This window comes from Pseudomonas sp. B20 (genome assembly GCF_020515755.1).
GTDB classification, from domain to species: Bacteria; Pseudomonadota; Gammaproteobacteria; order Pseudomonadales; family Pseudomonadaceae; genus Aquipseudomonas; species Aquipseudomonas syringae.
Map to the genome: position 1 here is coordinate 1 of NZ_JAHPJG010000016.1, position 15,707 is coordinate 15,707.

At 58.9% G+C, this 15,707-nt stretch carries 9 protein-coding genes and 1 pseudogene; 5 read left to right on the forward strand and 5 right to left on the reverse strand.

Annotated features, from left to right (window positions below; translation table 11 throughout):
• Nucleotides 1-143 precede the first annotated feature (143 nt).
• The 3 genes from recC to recD are packed head-to-tail and all read left to right on the forward strand — an operon-like array spanning nucleotide 144 to nucleotide 9,396.
• The gene (gene recC, locus LIX91_RS16210; protein WP_226488774.1) at nucleotides 144-3,617 is read left to right on the forward strand and encodes an exodeoxyribonuclease V subunit gamma; all 3,474 of its coding nucleotides are present in this window, start codon (nucleotides 144-146) and stop codon (nucleotides 3,615-3,617) included.
• Nucleotides 3,614-7,306, forward strand: coding sequence for an exodeoxyribonuclease V subunit beta (gene recB, locus LIX91_RS16215; RefSeq protein ID WP_226488775.1), 3,693 nt, complete (start codon nucleotides 3,614-3,616; stop codon nucleotides 7,304-7,306). Before recC ends, recB begins: the two co-directional genes overlap by 4 nt.
• Nucleotides 7,303-9,396, forward strand: a complete 2,094-nt coding sequence (gene recD / locus LIX91_RS16220; protein ID WP_226488776.1) for an exodeoxyribonuclease V subunit alpha — start codon at nucleotides 7,303-7,305, stop codon at nucleotides 9,394-9,396. Before recB ends, recD begins: the two co-directional genes overlap by 4 nt.
• Before the next feature lie 107 nt (nucleotides 9,397-9,503).
• Here the strand turns inward: recD and LIX91_RS16225 are convergent, their stop codons facing one another.
• The 4 genes and pseudogenes from LIX91_RS16225 to LIX91_RS16240 all read right to left on the reverse strand — a co-directional run bounded on the left by LIX91_RS16225 (nucleotide 9,504) and on the right by LIX91_RS16240 (nucleotide 12,125).
• Nucleotides 9,504-9,920: a DUF6691 family protein gene (locus LIX91_RS16225; protein ID WP_032697805.1), complete on the reverse strand. Its 417-nt coding sequence runs from the start codon at nucleotides 9,918-9,920 to the stop codon at nucleotides 9,504-9,506.
• 2 nt (nucleotides 9,921-9,922) lie between these two features.
• Nucleotides 9,923-10,357 carry a YeeE/YedE family protein gene (locus LIX91_RS16230; protein ID WP_226488777.1) on the reverse strand — a complete coding sequence of 145 codons (435 nt, stop codon included), beginning with the start codon at nucleotides 10,355-10,357 and terminating at the stop codon, nucleotides 9,923-9,925.
• A gap of 225 nt (nucleotides 10,358-10,582) precedes the next feature.
• Nucleotides 10,583-10,999 carry a hypothetical protein gene (locus LIX91_RS16235; protein WP_226488778.1) on the reverse strand — a complete coding sequence of 139 codons (417 nt, stop codon included), beginning with the start codon at nucleotides 10,997-10,999 and terminating at the stop codon, nucleotides 10,583-10,585.
• Nucleotides 10,986-12,125 (reverse strand): annotated as a pseudogene (locus LIX91_RS16240) (polymorphic toxin type 44 domain-containing protein). The gene LIX91_RS16235 and the pseudogene LIX91_RS16240 overlap by 14 nt, the downstream one beginning before the upstream one ends.
• 256 nt (nucleotides 12,126-12,381) lie before the next feature.
• On the opposite strand from LIX91_RS16240, the gene LIX91_RS16245 reads away from it, so the two are divergent.
• Both LIX91_RS16245 and LIX91_RS16250 read left to right on the forward strand, forming a co-directional pair.
• Nucleotides 12,382-13,749, forward strand: coding sequence for a DUF6861 domain-containing protein (locus tag LIX91_RS16245; protein ID WP_226488779.1), 1,368 nt, complete (start codon nucleotides 12,382-12,384; stop codon nucleotides 13,747-13,749).
• A 17-nt stretch (nucleotides 13,750-13,766) separates the two neighbouring features.
• Complete coding sequence (locus LIX91_RS16250) at nucleotides 13,767-14,375, forward strand: GAD-like domain-containing protein (RefSeq protein WP_100073426.1); 609 nt, start codon at nucleotides 13,767-13,769, stop codon at nucleotides 14,373-14,375.
• Between the two features lie 278 nt (nucleotides 14,376-14,653).
• On the opposite strand, the gene LIX91_RS16255 is transcribed toward LIX91_RS16250, so the two are convergent.
• Nucleotides 14,654-15,598 (reverse strand): LysR family transcriptional regulator, encoded by a 945-nt coding sequence (locus tag LIX91_RS16255; protein ID WP_103697185.1) that lies wholly within the window; start codon nucleotides 15,596-15,598, stop codon nucleotides 14,654-14,656.
• Between the last annotated feature and the right edge of the window lie 109 nt (nucleotides 15,599-15,707).

Genomic DNA, 15,707 nt, shown 5'->3' on the forward strand with positions numbered 1-15,707 from the left:
GGGGTTCCAGAAACCTCTGCATTCTCCTGAACTCATAACTCCACCTCTCCGGCAGTCATCCAGACCCACGTGCTTATGGCAATCCGGCGCGCTTGCCCTTATGGTTCGGCATCAGGTTCCACGCACCCGTCAAGGAAGCAAGCATGTCCGTTACAACCTCTCTGAGTGCAGGCTTCATGGTGGTTCAAGGCAACCGCCCGGATGAACTGCGCAGTCTGGTTGTGTCCTGGATGCGGCGATATCCATTGGCGCCCCTGGAAAACGAGATTGCTCTGGTGCAGAGCAACGGCATTGCGCAATGGCTGAAGCTGGCCTTGGCCGAAGATGCTCAGGATGAAGATAACGGTGGCTGTGGTATCGCTGCCGCCATAGACGTCCAGTTGCCCGGCAGTTTCATGTGGACGCTGTATCGCATGGTGCTGGGTGCGGACGAGATCCCCCAGACGTCCTTGCTCGACAAGACCCCTTTGACCTGGCGCTTGATGCGCTTGCTGCCGTCGCTGATCAATCAGCCACACTTCGAACCGCTGCAGCGCTTCCTGACCGACGACACTGATCTGCGCAAGCGCTATCAATTGTCCGAACGCCTGTCCGATCTGTTCGACCAATATCAGGTCTACCGCGCTGACTGGCTGGAAGACTGGGCCGCTGGCCGTCATCAATTGCGCGACGTACGCGGTCAGTCCAGACCATTGTCAGCTGCCAATTGCTGGCAAGCCGAACTGTGGCGCGCGCTGCTCGACGACGTCGGGGCTGAAGGGATGTCGCAGAGCCGCGCGGGGGTGCATCAGCGTTTTATCGAGCGCATCGGCAACATGACCGAAGCGCCACCGGGCTTACCGGCACGGGTCATCGTTTTCGGCATTTCGTCACTGCCGGCACAAGCGCTCGAGGCGTTGGCAGGGCTGGCCAGGTTCAGTCAGGTTCTGCTCTGTGTCCACAATCCGTGCCGTCACCACTGGACCGATATCGTCGCCGACAAGGACCTGCTGCGTCACCAGTACAAACGCCAGGCGCGCAAGAGCGGAATGCCGATGGTCCTCGACCCGCAAGCGCTGCATCAGCACGCTCACCCATTGCTCGCGGCCTGGGGCAAGCAGGGACGTGATTACATCAACCTGCTGGACAGCCATGACGACCCACGCAGCTACCGTTCCTCGTTCAAGGACGAGCGCATTGATCTGTTCAGTGAAGCGCAGCCCACCACTCTCCTTAACCAGTTGCAGGACGATATTCTCGAACTGCGTCCGCTGGATGAAACACGTGAGCTCTGGCCGGCAGTCAATCCCCTCGAGGACCGCTCGATCCGCTTCCATGTGGCTCACAGCGCGCAGCGCGAAGTGGAAGTGCTGCATGACCAGCTATTGGCGAGATTCAGCAAAGACCCTGGCCTGCGCCCGCGTGACGTGATTGTCATGGTCCCGGATATCGACAGCTATGCCCCACACATACGCGCGGTATTCGGGCAGATCGAGCGCGAAGATCGTCGCTTCATCCCCTTTACGCTGGCTGATCAGGGCCAGCGCGGCCGCGAGCCGTTGCTGATTGCCGTCGAGCACCTGCTCAAACTCCCGGACAGCCGTTTCCCGGTCAGCGAGATTCTTGACCTGCTGGACGTTCCAGCCTTGCGCGCACGCTTCAGGATTCAGGAGCGTGACCTGCCAACGCTGCATCGCTGGATAGAAGGTGCGGGCATTCGTTGGGGTCTTAATGCTCAACAGCGTGCTGGTCTGGGGCTGCCGGATGCCCTTGAGCAGAACAGCTGGCATTTCGGCCTGCGTCGCATGTTGCTGGGCTACGCCGTGGGCGCTGGCGCGGCTTACGACGGCATCGAACCTTACGATGAGATCGGCGGGCTTGATGCGGCGTTGATCGGTCCGCTGGTCGCGTTGATTGACGCTCTTCAGGTCGCGCACACCGAGCTGTCGACACCCACTACTCCGGAAACGTGGGGTGCCCGTCTGCAATCGCTGCTGCAGTTGTTCTTTCTCGCCGACAGCGAGCATGACGACTACCTGCTTGCCCAGCTGGAAACACTGCGCGAGAACTGGCTGGAAACCTGTGCAACGGTAAGGCTGACCGATGAGCTGCCGCTGACCGTTGTGCGTGAGGCCTGGCTGGCCGGGCTCGATCAAGGACGCCTGTCCCAGCGTTTTCTCGCGGGCTCGGTCAACTTCTGCACGCTGATGCCCATGCGCGCCATTCCGTTCAAAGTGGTCTGCCTGTTGGGCATGAACGACGGCGATTACCCGCGCGCGCAACCGCCGCTGGATTTCGACCTGATGGGCAGCGATTACCGCCCCGGCGACCGTTCCCGGCGTGAAGACGATCGTTACCTGTTGCTGGAAGCCGTGCTCTCGGCCAGAGACCAGTTGTATGTCAGTTGGGTTGGCCACAGCATTCGTGACAACAGTGAGCGTCCTGCTTCGGTACTCATCGGACAGTTGCGCGATCACCTCGCCAGCGGCTGGAAGCTGGCCGGCGAGACCGACCCGGACGTTAAACAGGATGATGAGCGCTTGCTGAAGGCCTTGACTGTGAATCACCCGTTGCAACCCTTCAGCGCCAATTACTTTCACGCCGGCACGGGGTATTTCAGCTTCGCCCGCGAATGGCGTCTGCTGCATGAGACCGACCTTCAGCTACCTGTGCCTCAAGCGCTGCCCGCTCATGAACAGGAAGAGCCGCTGTCCATTGCGCAGCTACAGGATTTCCTGAGAAACCCGGTAAAGCACTTTTTCAGCCAGCGCCTGAAGATCTATTTCGAAGTCGCTGAAGCGCCGCTCGCCGATGAAGAGCCGTTCGTGCTCGATGCCCTTGAGCGCTATGGCCTGAGCGAAAGCCTGCTTGGCGCTGGCATGTCCTCGCCGGACAACATGGATGCTGCTCTGCAGACCCAAGCGCTGAAACTGCAAGCCAGTGGTCTGTTGCCGCTCGCAGGTTTCGGCACCTTGATGCAGAGCGAACTGATCGAACCGCTGCCGGACGTACTCAGGCGCTACCACGATCTGTTGACCCTCTGGCCCGAGACCCTGAGCAGCGCTTTACCGATCAGCTTCAGCCATGCGGGTGTCAGCATCGATGGCTGGCTGGGCGGGTTGCACCGTAATGCCCGTGGCGAGCTGTTGCTGGTCACCGCCATTCCCAACAGCATCGGCTCGAAAAAGACCCGCAAGTGGCACCGGCTGATTCGGCCGTGGGTCAATCATCTGGTGGCGTGCGCCTGCGATCTGCCGTTGAGCACGGCACTGGTCGCCAGTGATGAAACCCTGATGCTGGAGCCGCTGGACAAGGCGAGTGCCGTCACCACGCTCAACCACTTGCTGACTGCCTGGCTGCACGGCATGCAGGAACCCCTTCCGGTCGCGGTCAAAACCGCCTTCGCCTGGTTGGGCCAGCCTGCCGACAAAGCCGAAGCGGCTGCCCGCAAAGCCTACGAAGGTGACGGACAGACCACCGATGGCGAGCGTCGCGAAAGCACGGCACTGGCTCGGCAGTTTCCGGACTTTGACGCACTGATGGGCAGTGAAGAATTCGCAGGCTGGTGCGAGACGCTCTACAAACCGATTTACGACGCGCCCTGGCAGTCGTTGTCCGGCGGGGAGGGCGGCGCATGAGCGAGCAATCCCTTCCTCTCGCGCTGCGCTTCCCACTGCGCGGCAGTCAGTTGATCGAGGCCAGCGCCGGCACCGGCAAGACCTTCACCATCTCCGCCCTGTACTTGCGTCTGGTGCTTGGCCACGGCACTGAGCAGTCCGGCTTTGGTCGCGAACTGCTGCCGCCGCAGATCCTTGTGGTGACCTTCACCGACGCCGCGACCAAAGAGTTGCGTGACAGAATTCGTACCCGCCTGGCGGAGGCTGCACGCTTCTTCCGTGACGAGATCGCCGCCCCCGATGGCCTGATTGCCGAGCTGCGTGAACAGTTCGAAGCGTCGCTATGGCCAGCCTGCGCCAGCCGTCTGGACATCGCCGCTCAGTGGATGGACGAGGCCGCGGTCTCGACCATCCACAGTTGGTGCCAGCGCATGTTGCGCGAGCATGCATTCGACAGCGGCAGTCTATTCACCCAGACGCTGGAAACCGACCACAGCGATTTGCTCGGCGAAGTCCTGCGTGATTACTGGCGCCGCTTCTGCTACCCCATGAGCGGCGACGCATTGCTCTGGGTGCGGGAAAACCTAAGCGGTCCGGCGGCGTTGCTGCCGCGTGTGCGAGGTCTGTTCGGACGCGAGCGCAGCACACTCACCCAGGAACCGGCCGAACTGATCGCGGCGTCATTGCAAGAGCGCCGGGCAGCGCTTGCCGCGCTGAAAGCACCGTGGGCCGTGTGGGCCGACGAGTTGTATGCGCTGTGTCAGGACGCGGTCGCCCGCAAGGCAGTCGACGGCCGCAAGATGCAGGAGCGCTATTTCAAACCCTGGTTCGAAAAGCTTGCCGCCTGGGCCGCTGACGACACACAGGAAGCGCTGGATCTGGGCACCGGTTTCACTCGCCTGACCCCCGACGGCATTGCCGAAGCCTGGAAGAGCGAGCCACCTGCGCACCCGGCCTTCGAGGCCATGGCGCAGTTGAAGGCGGCGCTCGATGGTTTGCCCAAACCGGATGCTGCCGTGTTGCAGCATGCGGCGCAGTGGGTCAGCGCGCGCTTTGAAGAAGAGAAGCGTCGCCGCGCCGAGATGGGCTTTGATGACATGCTGCTCAGGCTCGACGCTGCCTTGCATGGCGCTGGCGGCGAGCGTCTGGCCACCCTGATTCGCGAGCAGTTTCCGGTGGCGTTGATCGACGAATTCCAGGACACCGATCCGGTGCAGTACCGGATTTTCGACAGCATCTATCGTCTCGAGGCCAACGATGAGCAGACCGGGCTGTTCCTGATTGGCGACCCGAAACAGGCGATCTATGCGTTTCGCGGCGCCGATATCTACACCTACCTGCGTGCCCGCCAGGCGACCGATGGCCGTTGGCATACGCTGGACACCAACTACCGCTCCAGTCATGCGATGGTCGAGTCGGTCAACCATGTCTTCGCGCGCGCAGAGCAACGTGAGCAAGGTCGCGGTGCGTTCCTGTTTCGTGATGAGCACGGCAATCAGGTGCCGTTCTCCGATGCGCTGGCCCAAGGCCGCAAAGAGACGCTGCACGTCGACGGTACACCCCTGACGGCGCTGACGGTCTGGCACCTGCAAAGTGACCAGCCGGTGTCCGGCGTGGTTTATCGTCAACAGTTGGCAGCCAGTTGCGCGAGCGAGATCGTGCGTCTGCTCAATGCCGGTCAGCAGGGTAGTGCCGGTTTCGTCACGCCCGACAATACTCTGCGCGGGCTGCGTCCGGCCGACATTGCGATTCTGGTCCGCGACGGCAAGGAAGCGCAGGCGGTGCGTCAGCAACTGACCGCGCGCGGCGTGCGCAGCGTGTACCTGTCCGACAAGGATTCGGTGTTCGCCGCTCAGGAAGCCCACGATCTGCTGTCCTGGCTCAAGGCCTGTGCCGAGCCGGACTCCGAACGCACGCTGCGTGCCTCGCTGGCGTGTATCACGCTGGACCTGCCGCTGGCCGAGCTGGAACGCCTGAATCAGGACGAGTTGGCATGGGAGCGGCGCGTCATGCAGTTTCGTGGCTATCGCGCCATATGGCGCAGCCAGGGCGTGCTGCCGATGCTGCGCCGTCTGCTGCATGACTTTGCTCTGCCACAGACCTTGATGACCCGCAACGACGGCGAGCGAGTACTCACCAACCTGCTGCACCTGTCTGAACTGCTGCAGCAGGCCGCCGCCGAACTGGATGGCGAGCAGGCGCTGATCCGTCATCTGGGCGACCACCTGGCACTCTCCGGTCAGGCCGGGGAAGAGCAGATCCTGCGTCTGGAAAGCGACGAGCAACTGGTCAAGGTGGTCACCATCCACAAGTCCAAGGGCTTGCAGTACCCGTTGGTATTCCTGCCGTTCATTTGCTCCTCGAAACCGGTTGACGGCAGTCGCTTGCCTCTTCAGTTTCATGACGCCGACGGCAAGTCACAGATCAGCCTGCAGCCTACCGAGGCGCTGATTCAGCAAGCCGATGATGAGCGTCTGGCCGAGGACCTGCGTTTGCTCTACGTCGCCCTCACCCGATCGGAACATGCCTGCTGGCTGGGCGTCGCCGACCTCAAGCGTGGCAATGCCAACACCTCCATGCTGCACCGTTCCGCACTGGGTTACCTGCTGGGCGGTGGCGCAGCGCTGAGCGAGTCTGCAGAGTTGAAGGTCTGGCTGCGTGATCTGGCCCAGGGGTGTGAGGCGATTGCCTTGCAGCCTGTTCCGGAGCCCACCGACGAGCGCTTCAGTGCGCCGCGCAACGAAGCGGCGCTGGTCAAGCTGCTGGTGCCCAAACGCCGCGCTGCCGAGAACTGGTGGATTGCGTCCTACAGTGCCCTGCGTATCGGCGACACGGTAACGGCCGGTGCCGATGAATCGCCTGACAGCCCGCAGGCACAGAAACTGTTTGACGACGAGCGTCTGGACCCCGAAGCCCCGCGCGACATCCTGACCAGCGGCGGCGATATCCATCGTTTTCCGCGTGGCCCCAATCCCGGCACCTTTCTGCACGGGCTGCTCGAGTGGGCTGGCAACGAAGGGTTTGCGATGACCGCGCACGCGCCGGAGAAACTGCAGGACGCCGTCGCCCGGCGCTGTAATCGTCGCGGTTGGGCAGGCTGGATCAATACCCTGAGCGATTGGCTGCAACACATGCTGAACATGCCGCTGCGCTTGTCGCCTGATGCCGCGCCGGTGGCCTTGGGCGAACTGGATCAGCCCAATCAGTACCGTGTGGAAATGGAATTCTGGTTCGCCAGCAATAACGTCAACGTCGCGCAAATGGACGCCCTCGTGCGCCGCTTCACCCACGACAACGCGCCGCGTGCTGCGACCGAGACGGTCTCGCTCAACGGCATGTTCAAGGGCTTTATCGACCTGACGTTCGAACATGAGGGCCGGTATTACGTGGCCGACTACAAGTCCAACTGGCTGGGCAGTGACGACAGTGCGTACACCCAACTGGCGATGGAAACCGCCATTCTCGACAACCGCTACGACCTGCAATACGTCCTCTACCTGCTGGCCCTGCACCGTCAGCTCAAGACGCGGATGGCCGACTACGACTACGACCAGCACATGGGCGGCGCGCTGTACCTGTTTCTGCGGGGCAGTCGCTCGGCCTCTCAGGGAGCGTATTTCACCCGCCCGCCACGTGAGCTGATCGAGAGTCTGGACCTGCTGTTTCAGGGCAAACCGATAGCGCATGACCTGCCGGGAGCATTGGCATGAGCCGCTCGTTCGATGATCTGTTGCCTACCGCGCTGGACGATATCAGCCTCGCTGAGTTGAGCCCGCTGACGCGTGTCAGCGATCTGCTGATCCTGCTCGAGCGCTGGGTCGAGCGCGGCTGGTTGCGTGCTCTGGACAAGGCGTTCGTCGCGTTCCTCAGTGACCTCGATTCGCAGGCCGATCCGTTGGTGCTGGTGGCAGCGGCGCTTACCAGCCATCAGCTCGGCCACGGTCACGTCTGCCTCGATCTGTACGAGACCCTCAAAGAACCGGACTTCGCCCTGTCACTGCCGCCCGAAGGCGATCAGCAGAGCGCGCCGATGCTGCTGCCATCACAACTGCTGGCAGCGCTGGATGGCGCCGCCTGGTGCCAGGCGCTGGCAGGCAGCATGCTGGTCGCCGAGGTGGGCGATTCAAGTGCCGAAGCGCGACAAAAACCACTGGTGCTGGCCGAGCGACGTTTGTACCTGCGTCGCTACTGGACTTACGAGCGGCGTATCGCAGCAGCCTTGCGTCAGCGCCTGGCCCAGCGTGAAACGCCGCCGGAGGGTCTGCCGCAGCAGCTCGACGCGTTGTTCGGCCCGGCCGATCCCTCGCCACAAGCCGTCATCGACTGGCAGAAACTTGCCTGCGCGCTGGCGACCCGCAAGGGTTTCAGCATCATCACCGGCGGCCCCGGCACCGGCAAAACCACCACGGTGGTGCGCCTGCTGGCCTTGTTGCAAGCCCCGGCGGTACAGAATGGCCAGCCGCTGCGTATCCGTCTCGCGGCGCCCACCGGCAAGGCGGCGGCCCGTTTGACCGAGTCCATCAGCCAACAGGTGCAGAGCCTGGATGTCAGTGACGACGTACGACAGAAAATCCCCAGCGAGGTGACCACCGTCCACCGCCTGCTGGGCAGTCGCCCCGGTACCCGGCACTTCCGCCACCATGCGGGCAATTTACTGCCGCTCGACGTGCTGGTGGTTGATGAAGCCTCCATGATCGACCTGGAAATGATGGCCAATCTGCTCGACGCACTGCCTGTGCATGCACGCATGGTTCTGTTGGGCGACAAGGACCAGTTGGCGTCCGTTGAGGCAGGGGCGGTACTCGGGGATTTGTGCCGTGACGCCGAAGAAGGTTTCTACAGTCCCGACACCCAGGCCTGGCTGGAAGCCGTCAGCGGCGAAGACCTCGGCAAGGGCGGTTTGCGCCAGGGCGATGCGCAGCAGCATCCGTTGGCCCAGCAAGTGGTGATGCTGCGCCACTCGCGTCGTTTCGGCCAAGGCAGCGGCATCGGCCAGCTGGCCCGGCTGGTCAACCAGCAACAGGACCAACAGGCCCGCGCTCTGCTGTCGGCGGGCAGTCACGACGACCTGTTCGCCCTGGCACTCAAAGGCGAGCAGGACCTCAAGTTCGAACGCCTGGTGCTCGACGGTCTTGGCAGGGGCGAGCAAGGCCCGCAGGGTTACCGGCATTACCTGAACGTACTCGCCGCCGAGCGTCCCGCCGACGATTCGGCACTGGACGACGCGTGCTGGACCCGTTGGGCGCGCTCGGTACTCAGCGCCTTCGACGCTTTTCAACTGCTGTGTGCCGTACGCAAAGGCCCGTGGGGCGTGGAGGGCTTGAACCTGCGCATCACGCACGCGCTGTTCAGCGCGAAGCTGATCGAAAGCGAACAGCAATGGTACGAAGGTCGCCCGGTGCTGATGACCCACAACGACTATGGCCTCGGCCTGATGAACGGCGACATCGGCATCACCCTGCGCCTGCCCGAGCGCGACGGCGAAGGCAAACAGGTATTGCGCGTCGCCTTCCCCCGCAACGACGGCAGCGATGGCGTACGCTTCGTCCTGCCCAGCCGCCTCAACGAGGTCGAAACCGTGTACGCCATGACCGTACACAAATCCCAGGGCTCGGAATTCGCCCACACCGCCCTGATCCTGCCCGAAGCGCTCAACCCGGTACTGACCAAGGAGCTCATCTACACCGGCATCACTCGCGCCAAGCACTGGTTCAGCCTCATCGAACCGCGCCAAGGCATCTTCGAAGAAGCCCTGCGGCGCAAGGTCAAACGCCTGAGTGGGCTGATGTTGGGGCTTTGATCAGCAGTCGACTCTCGTGCCGATGCTCCGCGTTGGCATGCTGTCGGTGATGCTTTACGAGGGCTGTCAGTCCTGTGGGCGCAGCCCCGGCCGCAACAACCTGAGAGTTACGTGCGTCGTTTCTCGAGAGCGGAAAACAGGTACATACCGGCCAGTAAGGCTGATAGGAATATGAGGATTTTCCAGTGTCCTGTCAGCAGAGTGGCGACCGCTGGCCCAGGGCAGATTCCCGCAATGCCCCAGCCAATCCCGAACACCAGGCTGCCAACGATCAAGCGGGCGTCCAGCTGGGTTTTCACCGGGAGCTGCATACGGGCACCCAGCAAGGATTGCCTGTTCCTGCGCGCCCAGTTCAGGGGGACGACCGCCACCGAGATGGCACCTGCCATTACCAGAGCAAGCGATGGATCCCACGTTCCGCTTACATCAAGAAAAGCCAATACCTTGGCAGGGTTTGCCATGCCAGCCAAAAGCAGACCGAAGCCAAATATCAAGCCTGCAAAAAATGCGGTCACCTTGAGCATCTTCAGACCCCCAGTACATGGCGACTGACGTATACCGTCGCAAATCCGGTAGCCATAAAGCATAGTGTCGCCACGATGGAGCGAGGAGAAAAGCGGGATATCCCGCACACGCCATGACCACTCGTACAGCCCGAACCGTAACGGGTACCCACGCCAACGAGCAGGCCCGCGATGACCAGGGCGGGCCATTCTGAATTAATCTCTATCTCCGGCAACGCTGTGAACGCCGCCCACAATAATGGCGAAATCAACAGGCCAAGCAGGAACAGCGCCTTCTCGCCCCAACCTTCACTGCCCAATTGCAAAACGCCCCCCAACACGCCGCTGATGCCGGCAATACGACCATTCGCGAGAACGAACAAGCTGACGGCCAGCCCTATCAATGCTCCTCCGCACAATGACGTCCAGGGTGTGAAGTTGATCCAATCAATGCTCATTTCGTATTTCCTGCACAAAGGGGGGCCTGTGGGGGGGGGGGGACGTTGACTGGTAAAGCACTATCACCGGCATGATAACCATCTGCCCGGGTGGGTTGCGCGGCTGCTGTGCGAGAGTTAATGGAGGAGTCAGCTATCGGCTCGGCCTACCAAGGCAGCCATGGGAGTATCTTCTGTGTTTACTCATTGGCTGTGCCGAGTTTGACCTGGCGGTGGTAGCACGCCTCAGGGCCGGAAGGGGTCTGGTCGGCCCGGACACTGTTTCAGACGAGCAGTGACGTCAGGGGCTGTCTTGGCGATGTCAATCTTACCGCTCCCATCAAGATAAATATCCAACGTGCTCCACCGTTTTGGTGTGATGTCGATGCACCGTGGCGGGGTCTTATCAGCCCACCAATCGAACATCATAAAGAAATCCTCGTCGGGCAAAATATGACCGGTGTCACCGGTTGTCTCGCCGGGCAGCAAGTCCCGTCGTAAGATTGAATGCTGCGTATTGAGTACGTAATGAAATCCTTTTGAGCCATCGGCTGAGTAATAAATGACGACCCTTGGCAGTGCTAAATACCATCCAGCGATCAGGAGGCAAGCAAAGCCTATAATCCATCGCGCTAGGTAGAAATTTTTCTCACTTGCAAACATGCGGTTGGACCCCAGTCGCCCAGTCGCTTATAGGTACGGCCAACACGTTGTCCATAACGATCTTTCCGGTAAGGCCGCCGTTTGGATATTCCTTGTACAGATTCATCCCTATCATGATCGAAACCCTATCGGGTGTGTCATCCCATGCACGCATACCCTCAACGCCCTCAGTCCTTCGCGGGCCATCAAATCTCTTAGGGTCTTTTATGAGACGCCACGTGTCTGACCCAATCTGCTCAATACCCGCACCGTCCAGTAAGACACTTTCAGAAAACCTACCTGCCACGCCAACGTAACCGTAATGAACGTTTGACCAGATATCATAGAAATATTCGTACTCTCCTTGCTTTTGCCATATCCCACCGAAGAGTTTCGCCAATATTGGCTTGTGGTCCCATGGCCTGTCTTGGCCGACACGCTCAGTCCAAATGGCAAACGCTTTGGTCTTTTTCACCAGTGCCATAGTTTAAAAATCCGGCCCTTGGCCGAGTCGCAGGTAAAATGGCAGTGCAGCGTATTTACGTGTTTCCTCATCAGGATCAAAGCTGTTCAGTTCTTGTATCTGTAGCACTTCTGGACTATTGATGTTGGTGTTCATCTCTCCAGCAATATAAGTCGCCAGCTCTTCCATCCTGTCAGGGTGTTTGCAAACAACAGATTCCGCCCTTGGCTCAGGCTTCGCCTCTGACGCCTTACCGGCTGCCTCAGGGCCTACCGAAGCGTTCGCCGCCAAGGCTTTCTCCGTGAGCTTCGGGTCAGCCAGCAAGGTCGCCATCTTCTCGTCGTCCACGGAACCGTCTGGCCGGAAGGCCCCCAGCGCCATGAAGTTGATAATGGTCGCGCCACCAGCGTCGCCCATGACGAAGCCGCCACCAACATTGCCTGAGCCGGTGATGATTGTCCCGCCGTGACTGGTGGGGCTTCCCAAGTGGGCCATGGGACGGCCATTCACCAGAATGGAAGGAAAGCCTGTAGTGATGACCGCGCCACACCCACAGGTATCCCCCACACGTGCCGCGCCCATGCCGTTGATGTTGACGTCACCGGATGCAGAAGCGATAGGCGTTGTACCGTGCCCCGGTAATGGGCAGGCGTGCTTGTCGCCCAATCGGGCTGAAGAAATCATTGCATGCCGTCCCTGCGTTTTGATCCGTAGACAACCAGCGTTTAGTTGACGCGTGGGAGGCTACCGGAAGCGCAAAAAGCGGTATGTAGGGGAAATCTTGGTTTTGCGAAGGAACTTGAGAATCTGATCGAAAAGTCGGGGTGACCTCAATGAGAGCGAGCTAGCATAAGCTCCGTGCTCAGCTTGAAATCACTTTTGACATAGCATGGCTCAATGTTTAGCTTTCTCGATTCTTCCCCAAACGCAGGAGCGATGAATGTCTTTATGGACAAGGATACCCAGTTGGCTCGATATCGAGGCTTATGCCGAACGCCTATTTCGTAAAGGCGACCTCGGGGGACGCGAAAGGGGCATCAATCCTCTCAGCCCACCAAGCTCCATAAATGTACCTAGTATCGATCTGATCTATCGCCGAGTCAGGTGTGTCCGTCAAGCATGTGATTTAGGCGAAAAAGAGGCCACCAACAGCATCCTCAAACGCTTTTCTGACCTTGATATTCGAAGCATCATCGACGAAATGATCAGCACAGTGGTCGACATGGCAATGATCATTATCGGCAGCGCTTTAACCGGCGCCACAATAGGTGGAGGAGTCGGATTACTTGCAGGGGGCGTCGGCGCCTTCCCAGGCGCAACGGCCGGAGCACTGATTGGAGTGCAAGCGGGAACGTGGATTCTTGGAGTACTGGGGCTGGCCTCGATTGCTGAATTCTTTACGGAAGGCCTTAAGCCGATAGCTACTGGCTATATTCGTGGAGTTTCTACCGCTTGGAACGGCCCTAGGGAGCGAACCGGTAATCCGTTAAGCTCCTTTTCCGACGACAGCATGGCAGCACAACAAGGTGCGTGGGATATTGCACGCTCCCATGAGGCCGTGGTGATTCTCCTGCTAAGCGCGATCGTTGCTTATCTGACGCGAGGCCGTGGAAAAGCAAGGATGCTCGCTTCCGAAATGCGAGGCAGCCAGCGAGGTGCAAAGCTTGGCCAGTGGATGCTCAAGCATGAAGAAGACCTGAAACAGCATCCCGATTTGAAAGCGCCAGAACATCCTAAAGGAGCACTTGGGCCGCAGGAACCACCACCGAACAGACCATCAGGAAGAGACAAAGAACGCCCAAAGGGCAAGCCGAATACCATGCCACTACATCACGTTGAGTGCTTCAACGCGGACAACATGCCAGAGTCCAAAATCGGCGAATTCGTTAAGCAACTAAAGGGGCAAGAGGACGGATTGAATCGGTTGACGGTCGATGAGTATTTAGAGAACATCGCTAATCCGGTGAAGCGTAGTCGAGCCGTTGCCCAAACGGCTAGAAAAAAGTTACAAACCGACCTCCAACAAAGATTTCAAGATGAATTTTCAAAAACTATGGATGTTCTTGACGCTGAGGAGGCTGCTATTAAAAAAGCGAAAGAAGCAATGTCGAGCCTTGCAGGTCTGCACAACCCTGATTTGAGTGCCGGTGGAAAGGATGTCATTGATAAGTTCGGTGATCGACAGGTCAACTCTAGCATTGGGCCCCAGTGGAGGCCAAAAATTAAAGACCTAAAAGCAGCTGCTGAGAAAGTCCCTAAATCCATGCAAAAATCCACTTTTCTCAACGTAAAGCTACACAAGTGCTAATTGATGAGGCTGCATTAATGGACAGAGTATTCGCTAGGTTCTTGGAAAAGGTTGGCGACCCAATTGATCACCAAGAAGTTCCAGCATCAAGTATCGAGCGCTATAAGGGTAAACTGCCAAGCTTACTTTTGGAGTACTGGGCAGAGCACGGGTGGTGCGGGTATGGTGATGGGATGTTCTGGATCGTGAATCCACAAGAATATGAAGGGGTAGTAGCTTCGTGGCTTGAGGGAACGGAACTTGGGAAATTGGACACTTACCACCTGGTTGCACGCAGCGCTTTTGGCGATTTATATTTTTGGGGTGAGAAAACTGGTGCCTCTCTTAATATAACCAGTATTTTGTCTAAGTACGTAGTGTTCAACTCAACGCTCGGGCCTGAGTTTATGGACAAGCAGTTACAGAACTTCTTATTGACCCGAAATATAGATGATGACGATTTTGATGATCTATTTCAGCCTGCCAAGAGAAAACTTGGTACCTTGCGTGGCGATGAGATGTATGGTTTTGTTCCAGCATTAATGCTTGGTGGGCCGTCATCACTTGATCATTTAGAAAAATTAAAAGCAGTCGAGCATTTAATGCTGCTTTCCCAGCTTGCAGAACTTCAACCTTATAGCTTTTGAGGTATTCATGCGGGTACGTCTTTAGAGATGTTCACATCTCGCCGCCAAAAATAATAGCCTCCTTTATCGGGGGCTTTGTTTTCTGGCTGGAAATATAATGAAAGAGGATGTGTGCAGAGAGGTTGCGTGAGACATGGAGCGTGAGGGAACTGGGTTTCAAGCGAGAGTTGTTAACCATTTCCTTTCACAAGTCCTGTACCAACAACTGTCAAAAACTGTCGGCTAACTTCTGTCTACCCCGCTACGATACGATTACCTGATCCCTTGAAAATCTGTGGTTACAGGAAGCGAATAGCGCAGTTTTCCCCCAACAAAAACCCCTTATTCAACTCCGTCACCTCCCGTATGTAATCCCACAGCAACGTGATCCGCTTGAGCTTGCGCAGGTCCTCCCGGCAGTACATCCAGAATTGACGAGTGATGTTCACTTCCTCCCTCAGCACCGGCAGCAGTCGTGGGTCTTGAGCGGCGAGGAAGCACGGCAGGATGGCCAGTGCGCGGCCTTGCAGGGCGGCGGTGTATTGGGCGATGACGCTGGTGCTGCGCAGCTGTGCCTGGGCGTTGGGCAGCAGGTTGCTCATGTATAGCAGCTCGGAGCTGAACGCCAGGTCGTCGACATAGCTGATGAAGACGTGCTCGCTCAGGTCCGCCTTGTGTTCGATGGGCGGGTGGTTGTCGAGGTAGGCCTGGGTCGCGTACAGACCCAGGCTGTAATCGCAGAGCTTGCAACACACGTAGGGGCCGTGTTCGGGGCGCTCCAGGGCGATGACGATATCCGCCTCGCGTTTCGACAGGCTGATGAAGTGCGGCAGCGGCAGGATGTCCAGCGAAATGCTCGGGTAGCTGTCGAGAAAGTGGCTCAGTTGCGGGGTGATGAAGAAGCTGCCGAAGCCTTCGGTGCAGCCCATGCGCACATGCCCGGACAACGCGACGCTGGACCCGGAAACCTGTTCGCAGGCCATGTGCAGTGTGCTTTCGATGGACTCGGCATAACCCAGCAGGCGCTGACCTTCTGCGGTCATGATGAAGCCGTTGTTGCGCGATTTCTCGAACAGCAGTGTGCCCAGCGAGGTTTCCAGCGAGTTGATGCGCCGCGACACGGTGGTGTAGTCGACGCCCAGGCGGCGGGCCGCGCTGCTGACTTTTCGAGTGCGTGCCACCTCGAGGAAAAACTTCAGGTCATCCCAGTTCAACAACCCTAGGGAGGTGATGTTTTTTTGCATGTTGACCCTGCTTTTATCTGCATTCTTGTTAGAAGTTTGCACATCTATACTCCAAAGCACGCCCCCTGACCAATTCAAAAACAAGACTGCCGGGAGGCCACGATCATCC

Bases quoted from the DNA above. Each gene is read 5' to 3' on its own strand.
- recC (WP_226488774.1), top strand. From the start codon at position 144: ATGTCCGTTACAACCTCTCTGAGTGCAGGCTTCATGGTGGTTCAAGGC.
- LIX91_RS16230 (WP_226488777.1), bottom strand. From the start codon at position 10,357: ATGAGCATTGATTGGATCAACTTCACACCCTGGACGTCATTGTGCGGA.
- LIX91_RS16250 (WP_100073426.1), top strand. From the start codon at position 13,767: ATGGACAGAGTATTCGCTAGGTTCTTGGAAAAGGTTGGCGACCCAATT.
- recB (WP_226488775.1), top strand. From the start codon at position 3,614: ATGAGCGAGCAATCCCTTCCTCTCGCGCTGCGCTTCCCACTGCGCGGC.
- LIX91_RS16235 (WP_226488778.1), bottom strand. From the start codon at position 10,999: ATGTTTGCAAGTGAGAAAAATTTCTACCTAGCGCGATGGATTATAGGC.
- LIX91_RS16245 (WP_226488779.1), top strand. From the start codon at position 12,382: ATGTCTTTATGGACAAGGATACCCAGTTGGCTCGATATCGAGGCTTAT.
- LIX91_RS16255 (WP_103697185.1), bottom strand. From the start codon at position 15,598: ATGCAAAAAAACATCACCTCCCTAGGGTTGTTGAACTGGGATGACCTG.
- LIX91_RS16225 (WP_032697805.1), bottom strand. From the start codon at position 9,920: ATGCTCAAGGTGACCGCATTTTTTGCAGGCTTGATATTTGGCTTCGGT.
- recD (WP_226488776.1), top strand. From the start codon at position 7,303: ATGAGCCGCTCGTTCGATGATCTGTTGCCTACCGCGCTGGACGATATC.